Here is a 16,739-nt window from a genome sequence, read left to right on the forward strand (position 1 = left end):
GGGCTGCTTCCAGTAGCCGGCCATCAGGGTGGCGGAGCGGACGTGGATCTCGCCCTGCTCGCCGGCGGGCAGCACGGTGCCGTCGGCGGCCCGGACCTCCACGTCCACGTCGGGGAACGGCCGGCCGACCGGGAGCGGGCCGTCGTCCGTGAACCGGGTGTGCTCCTCGGCGGTGAGGTAGGCGATCTTCTGGGCCTCGGACATGCCGTACAGGCTGACCAGCACCGGCCCGAACACCTTGAGGGCTTCGCGGATCCGGGCCGGGGAGGCGGCGCAGCCGCCGTAGTCGAGCCGGCGCAGGCTGGACAGGTCGGTGCGGCCGACGGCCGGGTGGTCGAGCAGCTGGTAGATCAGCGGGGGCAGCGTCCAGAGGTCGGTGATGCGCTCGCGCTCGATCGCGGCGAGGACCTCGCCGGGTTCGAAGCCGCGCTGGAGGACGACGGATCCGCCGCGCTGGAGCGCCACGTCGGCGAGCACGCCCGACAGGTGGGCGAGCGAGGTGGCGGCGAGCAGTCGGGGCGGCTCCTCGTCGTCGGTGCCCGCGAAGTCGACGTGGAACATGTCGTGGTAGGGGCCGTGGAGGCTGAGGATGCCCTTGGGGATGCCGGTGGTGCCGCCGGTGTGGCGGATGCCGATGTCGTCGCCGGGGCCGAGGGGGACGGCGGGGTCGGTGGCCGGGCGGGTGGCGCTGGCGGCGATGGCGTCCTCCCCGATCCCCGTGCCGTCGGGGCCGAGGGTGAGGACCGTCGGGACGTCGATCAGCGGCAGCAACTCGGGGGCGCCCGCGTACCGTTCGGCGTCGACGAGGAGTGCGGTGGTGTCCACGCTGGCCACGATCTCGGCCAGCACGGGGGCGCTCATGCCGTCGTACAGGTTGACCACCCGGGCCCCGGCCAGGCCGGCCGCGTAGCGGGCGGCGAGGGCCTCGGGGGTGTTGCCGGTGAGCAGGGTGACGGTGCTGCCGCGGCCGACGCCGCGGGCCAGGAGCTCGTGGGCGAGGCGGTAGGCGGTGGCGGCGAAGTCGCCGGCGGTGATCTCGGCGCCGTCGGCGGAGGTGATGGCCCGCCGTTCGGGGTGCGAGGTGAGGGACCGGAGGATCAGAGCGGGTCCGCTGACGAATTCCTGGTCACTCATGGCCACTTCTTCCTTGTAGTTTGCAACCATGTCGTCAGGCTAACTCCACCCCCCACTCCGTGCCGGCGAGATTTGGCCATGTCCGGTCAGGAGAATGTCGGTGGACGAAGGACCGGCTCGGTGGCAGCCCCCCAGTGCTCGTCGGGCGCGGCCGCGATGACGTACCCGGGCCGGCCGGGGAGTGCGGGGGTTGCCGTCGAAGCGATCCGAGTTGGCCGGGAAATGGGCGAGTTGGGACCACGGGGCGGCGATGGAGCCGGTCCGTTGCTCGGGCGGGGGGCGGCCGGGGGCGGCCGGGGTCAAGATCCACCGGGTCAAGGTCCGTCGGGTCACGGGTGTGTCCCAGCGGGGGGTGGCCGGGTGCGGGGGTGCGGGGGCGGTGGGAACCGCTGTCCCGGCTGGGCGGGGGCCCGCTCCGGCGCTTCGTGGTCGGCGGGCCGTGTAACAGCACTGTCCTGACGGATGGTCGGACGGAACGGTTCATCGGCCCGGGCGGTCCTGCTCACCAGAACCGCCGCTCGTACCGATCCGTGCCGAGCAGCCGCCACCGCCACCCGATATCGAGGAAGTCACGATGCGCGTTCACAAGGCCACCTTCGCCGCCGCCCTGGTCGTTGCCGCCGGTCTGTCGCTCACGGCCTGCGGCCCCAACGACGACACCGGCACCGACCAGGCCAAGCCGACGGCCGCGGCGCCCGTCACCGCCGCGCCCACCAAGGCCACCACGGGCGGCTCCGCAGGGTCCGCCGGAAGCGCCGGAACCGGTGGGACCGCCGGGACCGGCGGGACGGCCCCGAGCGGGAAGGCCACGGCCGGCGGGACGGGCGCCACCGACGGCGGCAAGGCGGGCGGCAAGTGCCGGACCGACGACCTGACGATCACGGCGGTGGACCGCACCATCGACGGCGACGCCGACCGCACCGTCGTGGTCGAGTTGAAGAACCACAGCGGCCACGACTGCTCGCTCGCCGGGTACGCGGGCGTCGACCTCAAGACCAACGCCGGTTCGCTGTCCGCCCAGCGTTCCGGCGAGCCGGTCGTCGCGGGCGTCGTCAAGAACGGCAAGTCGACGTTCTTCGGCATCAGCTACCCGAACAACACCTCGGGCGGCTCCGGCGTCAAGATCACCGGCCTGGTGGTGACCCCGCCGGACGAGACCCACTCGGTCACCCTGCCCTGGCCGGGCGCGGGCTCGCTGCCCGTCACGGACGGGTCCGGCTCCCCGGTGAAGATCGGCCCGATGGGCAGCGCCGGCCAGGGCGGCCAGTGACCCCGCGCCCGTTCGCAGGGTTGAGCCGCGGGGTCGGGCCGCCGCGTCGGGCCGATCCGGGGCTCACCGGTCCGCGATGAGCGTGCCCGCGACGCCCCAGCTTTCCGGCTGGTACTCGTTGACGAAGACGAACACGCTCTCGGCGGGGACCTCCAGGGTCTCCACGAACGCCTGGGTGACCTTCTCGACCAGCTCGCGCTTCTGCTCGACGCTGCGCGGGCCCTGCTGGATGGTGACGATCGGCATCTTCGGCTCCTGACCGGGTGTCCTGCCCGGCTGTTCCGCCGGGCTCTTCCGCCGGGTTCTCCGGCTGGGAACAGTCCACCCGACCGGTGCCGTCCGCACCCAGACCCGAATCGCTCTCGCAGCGATCACGAATCCTGATCGTTCCAGGTCGGGGGTGTTCTGCGGCAGGTCTCCAGGAGCAGTCGGGGCACCGGGGCGGAGCGCCGCACGGCGATCGAGGTGGGCAGTGCCAGCGGGGTGCGGCAGGGGCGGAAGGCGACCCGGTGGGTGTTCACCATCCGGGCGTTGGCCGCGTACACCACCGTCCACATCGGGGTGCCGGTGCCGATCGAGGCCAGGGTGTCCTGGAGGGCGCCGTGCGCCGGGCCGAGGACGGGCCGGAAGCCGGCCCGGGCGCAGGCCCCCGTCACCAGGTCGACCAGTGCCGGGTGGTTGGCCCGCTCGGTGAGCCGCAGCGGCAGCCCGGCGAGGTCCGCGAGGTCCACCTCGGCCGCGTCGGCGAGCGGGTGCCGGGCGGGCAGCGCGAGCACCAACTCGTCCTGCCAGACGGGCAGGAAGCGCAGGTCCGGGCTGTGCTCGGCGATCGCCCCGCGGACGAAGGCGGCGTCCAGCCGGCCGTCGGACAGCCGGGCCAGCCGCTCCCGCACCGGGGCGGAGTGCAGTTCCACCCGCACTCCGGGGGCCTTCTGCTGGTAGGTCTCCAGGATCAGGTCGAGCCGCTCGGCGAGCCCGGTGACGGTGCCGAGCCGCAGCACGGCGGGCGCGGCCAGGTCGGCGGCGAGCGCCCGGGCGGCGTCCTCGGCGGCCAGCACGTTCCGGGCGGCGGGCAGGAACCGCTCCCCGGCCGGGGTCAGCCGTACGTACCGGGGCGAACGGTCGAACAGCTCGACCCGCAACTCCCGCTCCAGCCGCCGCACCTGCTGGCTCACCGCCGGCTGCCCGAGCAGCAGGCGCTCGGCCGCCCGCCCGAAGTGCAGCTCCTCGGCGACGGCGACGAAGCAGCGCAGCTGCCGTAGCTCCATGCGGTCCCCCTGGTGGATCGGTCGTCGACCCATCGTCCCAGGCCGGGGTGTCACCAGGGAGGGGGCGCTGCCGGGGGGAGCGGATGGTGCTGCACGGGAAGTCGGCAGGGCCGACTTCCCGTGCGGGCTCTCCGGCCGCCGGTGGCGGTGGCGGTAGCGGTAGTGGCGGCTGGAACACTGGGGGCCATGACCACGGGCATCGTCGTGCAGTACACCGGGCTCCTGCGGAACAGCGACCACGATCTCTGGGTCCGGCTGCGGGAGTTGCTGCGCGGCCAGGGGCTCGATCCCGAGGGGACGGTCGTCGTGGACCTCCTCCAGGAGAGCCTCGGCTCCGAGGAGGGGCAGGTCATCTCCGCCGAGGGCCGGGTCTACCGGTTCAGCCTCACCTTCGACCCGGAGCGCGAGGACGGTGTCCGCGACGCCCGGCTGGGCAGATGGCGGGACGTCACGGACTCCTGGCGGGACGGAGCGCTGGCGCGGCGGACGGAGTTCGCCTTCGCCTGGAAGTCCCGGGTCGAGGCCTGAGCGGGTGCACTCCGCCACACTCCGCCGTGCACGGGAAGTCGGCCGGGCCGACTTCCCGTTCAGGCGCGGCGGCGTCGCCGGTAGTAGGCGAGGGTGACGGCCGCGAGCAGTGGGCCCCAGAGCAACAGGGGTGCGTAGCAGGCGTCCATCAGGAAGAGGGCCGGCCCGGTCGGGGCTCCCGGGGCCCCGCCGAAGCCGCCCGCCCGGGGGATCGTCAGCAGCATCACGACGGCCGCGCCGAGCAGCGCCGGAACGACCGCCGCCAGCGGCGCGACCCGCTTCCCCCCGATCAGCGGGAGCCGGCGCGGCACCACCTCGCCCCAGGGCCGCACCAGCCCGAGCGTGAGGAGGGTGAGCCCTTCGGTGGCCAGGCTCATCGCGATGCACACGGCGCTGAACCGGCCGGGGACTTCCAGGCCCGAGGTGTCGAACCCCACCGGGACGCCGACCCCCATCGCGATCCGCCAGATCCCGGACGGTACGGCCGTGAGCGCCGCGAGGTGCGCGGCCCGTACCGCCCAGCGGGCGGGCGGTCGGTACGTCGGGGCGGCGGTGGCCATCGGGTTCCGGTCGGTGTCCATGGCCCCCATGCTGGCGCGCGGCCCGCTGCGCCCGGATCGTGCGCGAGGCCCAACTCGCCTCCCCCGCGCGGGGGATGGGGGACGACGGTCGGCGCCGAACCCCCGCCACCGGGCCGTACCGCGCTGACGTGCATACTTGCCGGACGATCAGGAGGACGTGGAGGTGATGACGCGATGAAGCTGGCAGAGGCGCTCGCGCAGCGCGCGGCCGCGGTGCGGCAGGTGGAGCAGCTGCGGGCGCGCGTCGTCGGCAGTGCCCGCTACCAGGAGGGCGAGGAGCCGGCCGAGAGTGCGGCGGAGGTCCTGGCCCAGGCCGAAACGGCGCTGGACGAGCTGGAGCGGCTGATCCGCCAGATCAACCGGACCAACTCCACCGCGCGGATCGAGGGCGGCGGCACCCTCACCGACGCCCTCGCCCGCCGGGACGTCCTGCGGCTGCGCCACTCGGTGATCACCGCGGCCGCCGACGCCGCCTCCGGGCGCGACCAGCGGGGAGCCGTACGGCAGTTGCGGTCCGAGCTCCGGATCCTCTCCGCCCTGCCGGTCGCGGAGCTCCGTGCCCGGACGGACGCGCTGGCCAAGGAGATCCGCGAGGTGGACACCCTGATCCAGCGCACCAACTGGGAGATCGACCTGATCGAGGACTGACCTCCCGGTCCCATGAGCAGGGTGTGGGGCAGCAGGTAGTCGTCACGGAGGCGTGCACACACCGCGGGCCGGCGGTTCATCCGGTCCATGGCGCGTGAAGAGCAACGCAAGGGGTTCGATTCCCCACCCAACAGTGCAGCTCAGCACCGCGTACAGGTGACGGGGCACAGCGCACAGCTCACCACCACGTGCAGATCCGGACGACGAGGGCGGGAACGGGGCGCCCCACACCCCCCCCAGCGAGGGCCGTGCGACCGAGCACGGCCCTCGCTGCGTGAGGCCGGTGGGTTTCTGGCCGGTGATCACCTGGATCGGCACTCCGGCAGGCGTGGTGAGTCCGCTCGGCGCGGTGGAGGCGGCAGACTCCTGACGGCGTCCGAGGCCCGGCGTCCGGCGTCCGGTGTCCGGTGTCCGGCGTCCGAGCGGATCCGCCGGGCCCGCAGCGGGCAGGGGCCGCCGGGGCGCAACGACGAGAGGAGCGGCCATGGACGGGAACAGCCAGGACCAGGGACGGCTGGGCGGGCGGATCTGCGTCATCGCAGGCGCGGGCGGGGCCATCGCGGGTGCCGTGGCGGCCCGGTTCACCGCCGAGGGCGGGCGCGTCATCGGAATCGACCGGCAGCCGGTGGAGACCGGCTTCCCGGTCGTCACGGCGGACCTGCGGATCGAGGCCGAGACGCGACTCGCGTTCGAGCGCATCCACGCGGAGTACGGCGGGGTCGACGTGCTCCACGTCAACGCCGGGCCCATGGACCGTGAGGACCACGGCCTGCTGGAGACGCCCCCCGAGGTCTGGGAACGGGCCTTCCGGGCCGTCCTCGCCCCCGCGGTGCTCAGCTGCCGCTACGGGGTGCCGGTGATGAACCCCGGCGGATCGATCGTGCTGACCGGCTCCTTCCTCGCCGGCATGGGCGCGGCGACCGCCCAGACGGCCTTCTCCGCGGCCAAGGCCGCGGTGACCCAGCTCGGGCGCGACCTGGGCACCCACCTGGCACGGCGCGGCATCCGGGTGAACACCCTGGCGCTGGGCCCGGTCGACGCCCCGGAGATCAGGGCCGTCTTCGAGCGGATGGGCGAGGAGGAGACCCGGCGGCGCTTCGCCCACATCCCGATGGGCCGGTTCGCCACCCTCGACGAGGTCGCGGCCGCGGCCGCCTACCTCGCCGGCCCGGACTCGGGCTACCTGACGGCCTCCGAACTCCCCGTCTACGGCGGCATCCGCGCCGCGTACACCCTCCCGGACCACTGAACCGGCGCGGGGCGAACACTGCACGGCATGGAACGCGAAGACCTGATCACCGTCCTCGAACGGAACGGGACCGACGGCGCCCGCCGGGCCGCATTGGCCCTGCGGGCCGGGGCGGCCTTCCAGGTGTGGGCCGACGCGACGGCACCGGCCAGTCGGCTGTTCGCCATCTGGGAATGGCGGGCGCAGTGGATGGCGGAGGACGGGGTCGCCACCGTCAAGGACTTCGAGCAGGGACTGTCGGTCCTTCGCCGGGCAGGGGCCACCCCGGTCGCCCTGGCGAAGGTGGAGATGACCGGTGACAGCCACCTCGTCTTCCTGGCCGCCGACCTGAGCGCGTGCGTCGCCGTGCTGTAGCCGCGCCCGCATGGGAAGTCGGACGGGCCGACTTCCGGTGCGGGGGAGGGCTGGGGAGTGAGGTACGGGACTGGGGAGGGCGGCGGCGCCAGGAACTCGCGGACTGGCTGTCGGGTATCCCTGTTCTCCCGGCGATGAGGCGGTGGCGGCAACGTGGGGCCGGTTGTCCGCAGCCGGTCTCAAGGCAGGCTTGCCGCGCCCCGTCAATGGCATGTGGATTGCGGCCTGCTGCCTGACCCATGATCTTCCGCTTGCCACCTTGAACTTGAAGGACTACGCGTACTTCAGGGAAGAGCATGGCCTTCGCATCCTCGGTGAGGAGCAGGTCGCTCTCGTCGCTTCTGGGTGGTCAGAGGCACCCCTCCAGATGGTCTATAGTTAACCCATCACCCAGATGCGCGGGTGGCGGAATAGGCAGACGCGCTGGATTCAGGTTCCAGTGCCCGAAAGGGCGTGGGGGTTCAACTCCCCCCTCGCGCACAGCGAATGGCCGGTCGATCTTCGGATCGACCGGCCTTTTTGCTTTACGGCACCAGGCGGTCCAGGAGGGCGTCCAGGCCGGTGGTGAACTCCGTTTCCGCGTCGTGGTCGATCAGCAGCGGGGCGAGGGTGCGCAGCAGTGGGTACTCGGCGGCCGGGAGGCGGTGCAGGCCGAGGCGGAGCAGGGGCTCGGGGTCGTCGGGGTTGTCGATCACCTGCCGCTTGTCCACCAGCAGGAAGCCGATCGCCCAGCCGACCACGGCCCGGTAGAGGCGCAGGGTGCCCCGGTCGTCGAGGCCGGCGCCGCTCAACACGGTCAGGACGAGTTCGTTGAGCTGGAGCATCGAGGCCGGCCGGCGGGCCAGGGGGACGCTGAGCGGGCGGGTGGCGACCAGGGGGAACACCTCCGGGTGGGCGTCGGCGACCTGGTGGAAGGCCTTGCCGACGTGGTGCAGCCGGGTCCGCCAGTCGCCCGTGTCCGCCCCGTCGCCCACCCGCTCGTTCACCTCGGCGTAGAAGGCCTCCACCATGCCGTCGAGGAGCGCCTGCTTGCCGTCGGCGTAGCGGTAGAGCGCCATCGGCTCCACGCCCAGGTCGACGGCGAGGCCGCGCATGGTGAGCGCCGTGAGGCCCTCGCGGTCGACCAGGGCGACCGCCGCGCGCAGCACCCGTGGCCTGCTCAGCCGGCCCCGGCCGGACGGCTTCGGCTCGGGGGTCGAGTCGGGGGTCGAGTCGGTTCCCACCAGGGCCTCCCGGACTGTCCTCGGGGCTCAGGTCTTGACGTCCGACGCTGCGCGGCAGAGGCTGTAAGTATACAAGCGACATTTACGGCAGATGCGTAGTACCTACGTATACACCACGGAATCGGACATCGGGAGGAGCCATGTCCATCATCAAGATCGAAGTGACCAACGAGAGCACCGTGCTCACCGACCACGAGGTGAGCGCCGTCGTCCCCGCACTCCAGACCCAGGTCCACCGGGACTTCGCGCCGGTGTGGGGGATCGACGCGGACGTGTCCTTCGTCGCGTCGAACGCACTCTCCGACACCGCCTGGTGGATGGTCGTCCTGGACAACTCCGACCAGGCCGGCGCCCTCGGATACCACGACCTGACCGCGAACTTCCTGCCGATCGGCAAGGTCTTCGCCGCCACCGACAAGCAGTACGGCGAGAACTGGACCGTGACGATCAGCCACGAGCTGCTGGAGATCATCGGCGACCCGGACATCGACCAGGTGGTCTTCGACCAACCGACCGCCAACAAGGGGACGTTGTACGCCATGGAGGTGTGCGACGCCTGCCAGGACGAGAACTTCGCGTACGACATCGCCGGGGTCAAGGTCAGCGACTTCGTCCACCCGGCGTGGTTCCAGTCCGCCCGCCCCGCGAACGGCACCCAGTTCGACCACGGCAATGCCATCAAGCAGCCGCTCGAACTCCTCCCCGGCGGCTACATCGGGATCTTCGACGTCTCGGCCGGCACCGGATGGACCCAGAAGACCGCCTCCCTCACCGTCGCGTACCACAGCCGGGCGCACGTCGGCAGCCGTCGTGAACGGCGCCGGATCCCGCGCGACCAGTGGCTGCCGAGCAAACGGAGGGGCTGATGTCCGGCGGCGACGGCCTCCAGGCGGTCGAACACCTCGTGGTGCTGATGCTGGAGAACCGCTCCTTCGACCACATGCTCGGGTTCCTGTACACGGACGAGGGCAACGTCTCTCCCGCCGGCCAGCCGTACGAGGGCCTCACCGGCCAGGAGACCAACCCGGACCAGAACGGCAAGCTCGTCACGGTCCGCCGCATCCAGTCGACGGACCCCCACCCCTACTTCATGCCGGGCGCCAACCCCGGTGAGGGGTACGGCCCGACCAACGCCCAGCTGTTCGGCACGACCGACCCGCCGACGCCGCCGGTGGCCGGGATGCAGGGGTTCGTGACGGACTTCGCGCGCGTGCTGGACCTGCCTCCCCAGCCGAACCACACCGTCCTTCCCGGCACCGTCCCGGCCGACATCATGAGCTGCCACACCCCGGACACCCTGCCGGTGCTCTCCGCACTGGCCCGCGGCTACGCGGTGTGCGACCACTGGTACAGCTCCGTGCCCACCGAGACCCTGCCGAACCGGGCGTTCTCCTGCGCGGCGACCAGCCAGGGGCACCTGGACGACCACACCCACAACTTCACCTGTCCCAGCATCTTCGGCCGGCTCACCAGCGCGGATGTGTCCTGGCGGGCCTACGGCTACCACGCCGCGCCGATGGTCTCCGGGAACTTCCCCGACATCCACGGCGCCTCCGCCGACCACTTCGGCGTCTTCACCGCCTTCCAGGCGGCGGCCGCGGCCGGCACCCTGCCCGCCTTCACCTTCCTCGAACCCAGTTGGGGAGCCACCGGGAACAGCGAACACCCCGTCCTCGACGTCGCGTTGGGCGAGCAGCTGATCCGGGACGTCTACCGGGCCCTGCGCGGCGGGCCGGCCTGGGGGCAGACCCTGCTCGTCATCACCTACGACGAACACGGCGGCTGCTACGACCACGTCCCGCCCCCCACCACCGCCACCCCGCCCGGCGACGGCACCACCGGCGAACTCGGCTTCGACTTCGAGCGGTTCGGCGTCCGCGTGCCGACCGTGCTCGTCTCCCCGCTGATCGCCCCCGGCACCGTCTTCCGGTCACCCGACGCCGCGGCGCAGCTGGACCACACCAGCGTCCTGCGCACCGTCGAGCGGCGCTGGTCGCTGCCCGCTCTCACCGCCCGCGACGCCGCGGCCGCCGACATCGGGGCCGTGCTCACCCTCGCCGCGCCGCGCACCGACGACGTCCTCGCGGGGGTCACCGCACCCACTGCGGCCGCCGTCAACCCCGCCGCCGGGGAGGTCACCCACCTCCAGCAGGTCTACGCCGACCTCGTCGCCCGCCGGCTCATCCCGCCCGGCGCGGTCGCCGCGGCCGCCGGCCCGCCACCCGGCGGCTGAGCTCCACAGCTACGGCGAACGGCCGAGCTGAACGGCAACGGCAAACGGCCGGTCGGTCCGAGGACCGACCGGCCGTGTCACTGCGCCCTGCTTCGATGGCCCGAGGAACACGACACCGGCACCACCCCTCCGAGGAGAACCACATGGGCACCTGGGGCAGCGGCAACTTCGAGAGCGACACGGCCCTCGACCACCTGTCGAGCGTCGTCGACGGGCTCGTCACCGAGATCGCCGAGGCACTGGACGGCGATCCCGTCGAGATCGAGCCCGACGAGTACTGGGGCGTCGCCGTGCCGTGCAACCTGGAGCTGCTGCACACCCTCGCCGTGGCCGGCTACGCCTCCGAGGGCATGCCGGAGGCCGGGGTGGTCGAGGACTGGAAGCGGACGTTCCTGGCCGTCTGGGAACGGACCGTCGACGGCCTGGAGCCCTCCCCGGAGTTCAAGGAGGAACGGCGGACGGTGCTGAACCGCACCTTCGACCAGCTGGCCGACGTCATCGCCCGGCGTGCGACGGACGACCGGTGAGCGGCCGGGGCCGGGGCCGGGACTGTCGGGGCGGGGTGGCACACTCCCCGCCATGAAGATGATCGAAGCGATCGAAACCGTCCTGAAGGCGAACAACTCGGAGGACGAGCCCGGCTTCCTGGGCGAGTTCACGCTGGCCGGGCGGCTGGCGAGCCGCGGGGAGATCGCGGTCTGCGGTCTCGACGGCGGGGACCACTACACGTTCAGCGACATTGCCGACGGGCTGCACGAGGTGTACCTCGCGTACGACTGGAACGACGAGCGGGGCGCCACCGTCTCCGCGGTCGCGCTGGTCGCCGCCGGTACCGGCCCCGAGGCGCTGGTCGACGCGGACTGGGAGGAGGCGTCCGACGACGTCAACGAGCTGAGCGAGAGTGCGTCGGCGATCTGCTCCACCACCCCGGACAACCTGGTGATCGGCGGGGCCCTGCGCCGGTCCGCCGGGTTCGCCGAGGCGGCGGACCCGGCGGACCACGCCACCGCCGCGTTCGAGGCCCAGCAGGAGGCCGGCTCCCGGACCCCGCTGCTGGACGTCCTCGTCGACCCGGCGAGCGGCGCGAACGCCTTGGTCTTCCCCACCTGCGACTTCACCGCGAACAGCATCCTGGTCGGCCGGGACGCGAGTGGTGCGGGCGTCGGGATCTTCTGGTCCAACTTCGACGGGTGATCCGCGACGGGCTGTCGCTGTGACGGCGGGCGTGGCTTCGGCTGCGGCCGCGCGAGGAGGGCGGGCGGCGGATCAGCGGCAGAGGGCCGTGTCCACGACCTGCTCCAGGCGGCGGGTGACGGCGCCGTCCGCCGGGATCTGCGTCACGGCGATGTTGGCCGCCCGGCCGTCGTCGGTGGCCCCGCCCCGGGTCTCGAAACCCGGGATGTCCCCGCCGTGGCCCCAGTAGACGCCGCCGCAGGACAGCGGGCGGCTGATCAGCCCCAGCCCGTAGCCGGCGCCGCTGTCCGCGATCGGGACGGTCGTGCGCATCTCGGCGAGCTGGGCCGCCGGGAGCAGGCGTCCGCCGAGCAGCGCGGTGAAGAACTGGTCGAGGTCGGCGTTGGTGGAGATCATCTGGCCCGCCGCCCAGCCCGCCGAGGGGTCCAGCTCGGTGGTGTCGATCAGCGGGCCGCCCGGCTTCTCCTGGCGGTAGCCCTGCGGGTGGGCCTCCCGGATGCTCCGGTCGCCGGTGCCGGGGAAGGAGGTGTGGCGCAGCCCGATCCGCTGGACGATCCGCCGGTCGATCTCCTCGGCGAGCGGGCGGCCGGTCACCTTCTGGACGAGCAGGCCGGCCAGCACGTAGTTGGTGCTGCTGTACTCGAACTTCTCGCCGGGCGCGGAGCCGGCCTTGTGCCGGAAGGCCATGTCCAGCAGCTCGCGCGGCTCGAAGTACCGCTGCTGGAGGGTGGCTTCGTCGATGTCGCCCTCGTAGTCGGGCAGGCCGCTGGTGTGCTGGAGGAGCTGGCGCACGGTGATGCGGTGCCCGTCGATGCCGGCCCCGCGGACGAGGCCCGGCAGGTAGGTCTCGATCGGTTCGTCGAGGCGGACCTTCCCCTCGCCGACCAGTTGCAGCGCCACGACGGCGGTGAAGGTCTTGGTGTTGCTGCCGATCCGCACCTGGCTGTCCTTGGGCACCTTCGCGCCGGTGGCCAGGTCGCCGACGCCCGCCGTGTAGGCCTGGGTGCGGCCCTTGCGGTCCTTGACGGTCGCCAGTGCGGCGGGCAGCTCGTCCTGCCGCACCAGCGCGTCCAGGCCCTGCTGGACGGTGTCGGGCTTGGCGGCGGCGGATGCGGCGGCGGCGGACGCGGCGGTCGGTGTCAGGACACCCGCCGCCAGGACGCCGGCCGCCATCGCCACGGCCACCGAGGCCGCCACGGCGCTGCGCCGCCGGGGGGTGCGAAGCCTCTGCCAAGTCTGCTCACGCATACGTCAACTCCTGTGAATCGTAGGGAAACCGAAGGGAATTCGTCGGGAACACGGGCGCTGGGGGCGGTCGACCGCCGGTCAGCCCCGGTGGAACTGCTGCTGGACGCACTCCCGGTACTGCCGGAAGCTGTCGGGCCGGTAGCACGGCTGCGTCCGGTCGGCGTACCAGGCCAGCAGGACGGCGGCCAGGACGGACCCCGCGATCGCGAGGAGCGACAGCACCACGCCCGCGTTGGCCATGCCCCGGCCGGTACCCGTCCGCCGGGCCGTCCGCAGGGCGACGGCGCCCAGCACCAGGCCGAGGACGCCGAACAGGCCGCCGACGACGACGATCGAGGTGACCGCGCCGAGGACCCCCAGCGTCAGCGCGGCCACGGCCGGGCCGTTGCGGCGGGCCGGGGGCCGTACGCCGTGGTGCGGGCCGGGGCCGGGGCCGGGGCCGGGGTCGTGGTGCGGGCCGGGGGTGGGGCCCTGCCCGGGGGCGGGGTCGTGCCCGGGGGCCTGGCGGTCCAGGGTGCGGACGTCCGTCCGGGGCTCGTCTTCTCGGGTGTGCAACGGCCGTCCTCTCGTCAACTGGCAGGACACGATCCTGACTTCCGGAGCCCCGGGCGCACATCGCGGAAAAGCGGGAAAAGGCCCTCCCTCGATCGGGGGAGGTGGCCGCTGACCTGGCCGGACATACTGGCAGGCATGATCAGGGGAATCCGGCCGCTGCTGCGCGGCTCCACGTACACGGGCGCGCTGTTCGCCTACTGCGGCGCGCTGGGGAGCCTCGCGCTGCTGCCGGTCGTGATGGTGCCGGCCCTGGCGTGGCGGTCCGCTCCGTACGGGGTGCAGGTCGTGCTGACCCTGCTGGTCTGGGCGGTGCTGATCGGCGTGGTCGGGCTGGCCCGCACCACGCGCCGGGTGCTGGTCGCGTCCGCCCGCCGACTGCTGGGGGTGGCGCTGCCGGATCTCGGTGCTGCCGGAGCGTCGGGAACGGCCGGGGCGGCCGTCGCCGACCGCTGGCGGACGCCGCTGTGGCTGCTGCTGCACGTGGCCCTCGGGTGGACGGGGGCGCTGGCCAGCGGCCTGCTGCTGCTCGCCGGCCTGTCGCTGCCGGGAGGCTGGCTCGACGGCCGGGCACAACTGAGCCTGTTCGGCCGGTCGGTGTCGGTGGCCGATGGCGGGTGGAGCTGGGCGGTGGCTGTCGTGTGCGTGCTGCTCGCGGTGGCCGGGTGCGCGGCGGTGGCGGCGGCCCTGCGGTGGCTGGCGCCGCGCCTGCTGGGGCCGTCGGCCGCCGAGCGGCTCGCGCAGGCCGCCGAACGGGAGCGCCGGCTCGCCGAACGCAACCGGCTGGCCCACGAGTTGCACGACTCGATCGGGCACACCCTGACGGCGGCCACCATCCAGGCCGCCGTCGCGGGCGAGGTGCTCGACGCCGACCCGGTGACGGCCCGGGCCGCCATGCGCAGCATCGAGGAGTCGACCCGGGCCGCGCTGGAGGACCTGGACTACGTGCTGGGCGTGCTGCGCGAGGAGGAGGCGGGCACCGCGCCCACCCGGACCCTGGCCGACCTGCCCGAACTCCTGGACCGGCTGCGGCACGCGGGCGCCGTGGCGGAGCCGGAGTTGTCCGGCGACCTGGCGCAGGTGCCGGGGACGATCTCCCGGGCGGCGTACCGGATCCTCCAGGAGGGGCTGACGAACGCGCTCCGGCACGGGGCGGGCGGCCCGATCACCGTCCGGGTGGCGGCGGGGCCGGACGCGCTGGAGCTGCGGGTGGTCAACCAGGTGGGGGCGGTCGCGGGGGCCGGGGTGGGCGGTTTCCCGACGTCCGGGCACGGCCTGCCCGGGCTGGCCGAACGGGTGCGGCTGCTGCACGGCGAGTTCGAGGCCGGACCGGTCGGGGGCGGGCCGGCCGGGGACGGGTCGGTCGGGGGCGGGCCGGCCGGGGACGGGTCGGTTGGGGACGGGCCGGCCGGCGATGCGCGCTGGCGCCTCGCCGTCCGACTGCCGGTCCGGGCGGCGGTGTGAGCACCGCGCCCGAGGCTCCCGTCACGCTGCTGATCGCGGACGACGACGCCATCACCCGCAGCGGCCTGCGCACCCTGCTCGGCGTCCAGCCCGGGATCGAGGTGGTCGGCGAGGCCGCCGACGGGGTGGAGGCGGTCGAGCAGGCGCTGCGGCTGCGGCCCGACGTCGTCCTGATGGACGTGCGGATGCCGCGCCGCAACGGGATCGAGGCCACCCGGCAGCTGCTGGCGGAGTCCACCGAGCCGCCGAAGGTCGTGGTGATCACCACCTTCGAGAACGACGGCTACGTCACCGCCGCGCTCAGCGCCGGGGCCAGCGGCTTCGTGCTCAAACGCCTCCCCGTCCGGCAGATCGCCGAAGCGGTACGGGTGGTGGCGGCGGGCGAGGCGGTCCTCTTCCCGGCGGCGCTGCGCCGGATGGTCGCCGCCCGGCCGCTGGACTCCGCCGAGGCCCTGCCGCAGGCGGCGCTGACCGGGCGGGAGGAGGAGGTGCTGCGGCTGATGGCCACCGGGCTGTCCAACCCGGAGATCGCCGAGACGCTGACGGTCAGCCTGGAGACCGTCAAGACCCACGTCGGCAACGTGCTCACCAAGCTCGGCGCCCAGAACCGCACCCACGCGGTGGTGATCGCGTACGAGTCCGGACTGGTGGTGCCGGGCTTCACCGGTTGAGCCTGCCTCACCTGCCGCTCCCGGCCCCTACTAGGCTGGGCCGGTCGGTCGGCTGGACGGCCGACCGGCTGGACGGCCGGACGCGCCTGGGGGAGGAAACGGCACGTGACCTTGTCGGAACACGATCCGCGGGAGATCGGCGGGTACCTCCTGGAGGGCAGGCTCGGCGCGGGCGGGATGGGCGTCGTCTACCGCGCCCGATCGGTGTCCGGGCGGCAGGTGGCGGTGAAGGTGATCCGGCCCGAGCTGGCCGCGGACGCCGAGTTCCGGGCCCGGTTCCGGCAGGAGGTCACGGCCGCGCGCAAGGTCAGCGGGGCGTTCACCGCGCCCGTCCTCGACGCCGACCCCGACGCCCCGGCGCCCTGGCTGGCGACGCTCTTCGTCCCCGGCCCCTCCCTGGGCGAACGGGTCTCCGGCCAGGGCCCGTTGACCCCGCCCGAGGTGCGCAGGCTGGCCGCCGGACTCGCCGAGGCGCTCCAGGAGATCCACCGCGTCGGACTGATCCACCGCGACCTCAAGCCCGGCAACGTGCTGCTCGCCGAGGACGGGCCGCGCGTCATCGACTTCGGCATCGCGCGCAGCGCCGGCGAGACCCAGCTGACCAGCACCGGCGTCGCCGTCGGCACCCCGCCGTTCATGGCCCCCGAACAGTTCCGCAACGGCACGGCGACCACGGCCACCGACGTGTTCGCCCTCGGCTCCGTGCTGGCCTTCGCCGCCACCGGGCGCGGCCCCTTCGGCGCGGACTCCTCGCACGCCGTGGGCTTCCGGGTCGTCTACGAGGAGCCGGACCTGGCCGGGCTGGCGCCCGAGCTGTACCCGCTGATCATCGGGTGCCTGGCCAAGGAGGCGGAGCAACGGCCCACGGTGGAGGGGCTGTTGAGGATGACGGGGGAGGGGGCGAGGGAACGGACGGTCCAGCTGCGGACGGGGCCGGTGGCGCCTGCTCCGGCCTCGGCTCCTGCTCCTGCTCCTGCGACCGTTCCGGCTCCGGTCGTTCCGACGCCCACGGCCCCCAACCCGGTCGCCCCGGCGTGGGGCGGGGCCCCCCCCCCCCCCCCCCGCCCCCCCCCCCCCCCCCCCCCCCCCCCCCCCCCCCCCCCCCCCCCCCCCCCCCCCACG

General features: G+C 73.6%; 19 protein-coding genes and 1 tRNA gene (1 of these 20 running past the window's edge). 13 read left to right on the plus strand and 7 right to left on the minus strand.

Going from position 1 to position 16,739, the window contains the following annotated elements; genetic code table 11:
• A partial coding sequence (locus ACFXPX_RS22525; RefSeq protein WP_380642918.1) for an AMP-binding protein occupies positions 1-1,134 on the minus strand: 1,134 nt, incomplete at its 3' end.
• A gap of 574 nt (positions 1,135-1,708) precedes the next feature.
• Between ACFXPX_RS22525 and ACFXPX_RS22530 the strand changes: the two genes are divergently transcribed.
• Positions 1,709-2,404: a DUF4232 domain-containing protein gene (locus ACFXPX_RS22530; RefSeq protein WP_380642920.1), complete on the plus strand. Its 696-nt coding sequence runs from the start codon at positions 1,709-1,711 to the stop codon at positions 2,402-2,404.
• Positions 2,405-2,467: 63 nt separating this feature from the next.
• Here ACFXPX_RS22530 and dmpI read toward each other — a convergent pair whose 3' ends face one another.
• Complete coding sequence (gene dmpI, locus ACFXPX_RS22535; protein ID WP_375888141.1) at positions 2,468-2,650, minus strand: 4-oxalocrotonate tautomerase DmpI; 183 nt, start codon at positions 2,648-2,650, stop codon at positions 2,468-2,470.
• Between the two features lie 125 nt (positions 2,651-2,775).
• Positions 2,776-3,672, minus strand: a complete 897-nt coding sequence (locus ACFXPX_RS22540) for a LysR substrate-binding domain-containing protein (RefSeq protein WP_380642922.1) — start codon at positions 3,670-3,672, stop codon at positions 2,776-2,778.
• Between the two features lie 186 nt (positions 3,673-3,858).
• On the opposite strand from ACFXPX_RS22540, the gene ACFXPX_RS22545 reads away from it, so the two are divergent.
• On the plus strand, positions 3,859-4,200 hold the full coding sequence (locus tag ACFXPX_RS22545; protein WP_380590381.1) for a hypothetical protein: 342 nt from the start codon (positions 3,859-3,861) through the stop codon (positions 4,198-4,200).
• 59 nt (positions 4,201-4,259) lie between these two features.
• On the opposite strand, the gene ACFXPX_RS22550 is transcribed toward ACFXPX_RS22545, so the two are convergent.
• A complete protein-coding gene (locus ACFXPX_RS22550; RefSeq protein WP_380590384.1) occupies positions 4,260-4,781 on the minus strand; it encodes a hypothetical protein in 522 nt (173 codons plus the stop codon).
• Positions 4,782-4,955: 174 nt separating this feature from the next.
• Here ACFXPX_RS22550 and ACFXPX_RS22555 point away from each other — a divergent pair, with 174 nt between their 5' ends.
• From ACFXPX_RS22555 to ACFXPX_RS22570, 4 genes are all read left to right on the plus strand, one after another.
• On the plus strand, positions 4,956-5,429 hold the full coding sequence (locus tag ACFXPX_RS22555) for a DIP1984 family protein (protein ID WP_375888150.1): 474 nt from the start codon (positions 4,956-4,958) through the stop codon (positions 5,427-5,429).
• A gap of 484 nt (positions 5,430-5,913) precedes the next feature.
• Complete coding sequence (locus ACFXPX_RS22560; RefSeq protein WP_380523263.1) at positions 5,914-6,678, plus strand: SDR family oxidoreductase; 765 nt, start codon at positions 5,914-5,916, stop codon at positions 6,676-6,678.
• Between the two features lie 27 nt (positions 6,679-6,705).
• On the plus strand, positions 6,706-7,032 hold the full coding sequence (locus ACFXPX_RS22565; RefSeq protein ID WP_380523262.1) for a hypothetical protein: 327 nt from the start codon (positions 6,706-6,708) through the stop codon (positions 7,030-7,032).
• Between the two features lie 396 nt (positions 7,033-7,428).
• Positions 7,429-7,512: transfer RNA gene (locus ACFXPX_RS22570), tRNA-Leu, on the plus strand.
• A gap of 44 nt (positions 7,513-7,556) precedes the next feature.
• Here ACFXPX_RS22570 and ACFXPX_RS22575 read toward each other — a convergent pair.
• The gene (locus ACFXPX_RS22575) at positions 7,557-8,255 is read right to left on the minus strand and encodes a TetR/AcrR family transcriptional regulator (protein WP_380642924.1); all 699 of its coding nucleotides are present in this window, start codon (positions 8,253-8,255) and stop codon (positions 7,557-7,559) included.
• A gap of 140 nt (positions 8,256-8,395) precedes the next feature.
• On the opposite strand from ACFXPX_RS22575, the gene ACFXPX_RS22580 reads away from it, so the two are divergent.
• The 4 genes from ACFXPX_RS22580 to ACFXPX_RS22595 all read left to right on the plus strand — a co-directional run bounded on the left by ACFXPX_RS22580 (position 8,396) and on the right by ACFXPX_RS22595 (position 11,682).
• On the plus strand, positions 8,396-9,121 hold the full coding sequence (locus tag ACFXPX_RS22580; protein ID WP_380523260.1) for a hypothetical protein: 726 nt from the start codon (positions 8,396-8,398) through the stop codon (positions 9,119-9,121).
• Positions 9,121-10,488, plus strand: a complete 1,368-nt coding sequence (locus ACFXPX_RS22585) for an alkaline phosphatase family protein (RefSeq protein ID WP_380642926.1) — start codon at positions 9,121-9,123, stop codon at positions 10,486-10,488. The genes ACFXPX_RS22580 and ACFXPX_RS22585 overlap by 1 nt, the downstream gene beginning before the upstream one ends.
• A 143-nt stretch (positions 10,489-10,631) precedes the next feature.
• The gene (locus ACFXPX_RS22590; RefSeq protein WP_380642928.1) at positions 10,632-11,015 is read left to right on the plus strand and encodes a DUF4259 domain-containing protein; all 384 of its coding nucleotides are present in this window, start codon (positions 10,632-10,634) and stop codon (positions 11,013-11,015) included.
• 52 nt (positions 11,016-11,067) lie between these two features.
• On the plus strand, positions 11,068-11,682 hold the full coding sequence (locus ACFXPX_RS22595; protein WP_380642930.1) for a hypothetical protein: 615 nt from the start codon (positions 11,068-11,070) through the stop codon (positions 11,680-11,682).
• A gap of 72 nt (positions 11,683-11,754) precedes the next feature.
• Here ACFXPX_RS22595 and ACFXPX_RS22600 read toward each other — a convergent pair whose 3' ends face one another.
• The gene (locus ACFXPX_RS22600) at positions 11,755-12,930 is read right to left on the minus strand and encodes a serine hydrolase domain-containing protein (protein WP_380642932.1); all 1,176 of its coding nucleotides are present in this window, start codon (positions 12,928-12,930) and stop codon (positions 11,755-11,757) included.
• 78 nt (positions 12,931-13,008) lie between these two features.
• A complete protein-coding gene (locus ACFXPX_RS22605; protein ID WP_380642934.1) occupies positions 13,009-13,485 on the minus strand; it encodes a DUF4190 domain-containing protein in 477 nt (158 codons plus the stop codon).
• Between the two features lie 135 nt (positions 13,486-13,620).
• On the opposite strand from ACFXPX_RS22605, the gene ACFXPX_RS22610 reads away from it, so the two are divergent.
• The 3 genes from ACFXPX_RS22610 to ACFXPX_RS22620 all read left to right on the plus strand — a co-directional run.
• A complete protein-coding gene (locus tag ACFXPX_RS22610) occupies positions 13,621-14,946 on the plus strand; it encodes a sensor histidine kinase (RefSeq protein WP_380642936.1) in 1,326 nt (441 codons plus the stop codon).
• Positions 14,943-15,617 carry a response regulator gene (locus tag ACFXPX_RS22615; RefSeq protein WP_375888184.1) on the plus strand — a complete coding sequence of 225 codons (675 nt, stop codon included), beginning with the start codon at positions 14,943-14,945 and terminating at the stop codon, positions 15,615-15,617. The genes ACFXPX_RS22610 and ACFXPX_RS22615 overlap by 4 nt, the downstream gene beginning before the upstream one ends.
• Before the next feature lie 105 nt (positions 15,618-15,722).
• Positions 15,723-16,739, plus strand: partial view of a serine/threonine-protein kinase gene (locus ACFXPX_RS22620; protein ID WP_380642938.1) — the 5' portion only. 24 nt of this gene lie beyond the right edge of the window; 1,017 of the gene's 1,041 nt are visible here — the first part of the coding sequence; its start codon is at positions 15,723-15,725; the stop codon falls past the right edge of the window.

It is taken from the genome of Kitasatospora sp. NPDC059146 (assembly GCF_042786665.1).
In the GTDB taxonomy this organism is placed as follows: Bacteria; Actinomycetota; Actinomycetes; order Streptomycetales; family Streptomycetaceae; genus Kitasatospora.

Coding starts and splice junctions, on each gene's coding strand:
- ACFXPX_RS22530 (WP_380642920.1), top strand. CDS start 1,709: ATGCGCGTTCACAAGGCCACCTTCGCCGCCGCCCTGGTCGTTGCCGCC.
- dmpI (WP_375888141.1), bottom strand. CDS start 2,650: ATGCCGATCGTCACCATCCAGCAGGGCCCGCGCAGCGTCGAGCAGAAG.
- ACFXPX_RS22540 (WP_380642922.1), bottom strand. CDS start 3,672: ATGGAGCTACGGCAGCTGCGCTGCTTCGTCGCCGTCGCCGAGGAGCTG.
- ACFXPX_RS22545 (WP_380590381.1), top strand. CDS start 3,859: ATGACCACGGGCATCGTCGTGCAGTACACCGGGCTCCTGCGGAACAGC.
- ACFXPX_RS22550 (WP_380590384.1), bottom strand. CDS start 4,781: ATGGACACCGACCGGAACCCGATGGCCACCGCCGCCCCGACGTACCGA.
- ACFXPX_RS22555 (WP_375888150.1), top strand. CDS start 4,956: ATGAAGCTGGCAGAGGCGCTCGCGCAGCGCGCGGCCGCGGTGCGGCAG.
- ACFXPX_RS22560 (WP_380523263.1), top strand. CDS start 5,914: ATGGACGGGAACAGCCAGGACCAGGGACGGCTGGGCGGGCGGATCTGC.
- ACFXPX_RS22565 (WP_380523262.1), top strand. CDS start 6,706: ATGGAACGCGAAGACCTGATCACCGTCCTCGAACGGAACGGGACCGAC.
- ACFXPX_RS22580 (WP_380523260.1), top strand. CDS start 8,396: ATGTCCATCATCAAGATCGAAGTGACCAACGAGAGCACCGTGCTCACC.
- ACFXPX_RS22585 (WP_380642926.1), top strand. CDS start 9,121: ATGTCCGGCGGCGACGGCCTCCAGGCGGTCGAACACCTCGTGGTGCTG.
- ACFXPX_RS22590 (WP_380642928.1), top strand. CDS start 10,632: ATGGGCACCTGGGGCAGCGGCAACTTCGAGAGCGACACGGCCCTCGAC.
- ACFXPX_RS22595 (WP_380642930.1), top strand. CDS start 11,068: ATGAAGATGATCGAAGCGATCGAAACCGTCCTGAAGGCGAACAACTCG.
- ACFXPX_RS22600 (WP_380642932.1), bottom strand. CDS start 12,930: ATGCGTGAGCAGACTTGGCAGAGGCTTCGCACCCCCCGGCGGCGCAGC.
- ACFXPX_RS22610 (WP_380642936.1), top strand. CDS start 13,621: ATGATCAGGGGAATCCGGCCGCTGCTGCGCGGCTCCACGTACACGGGC.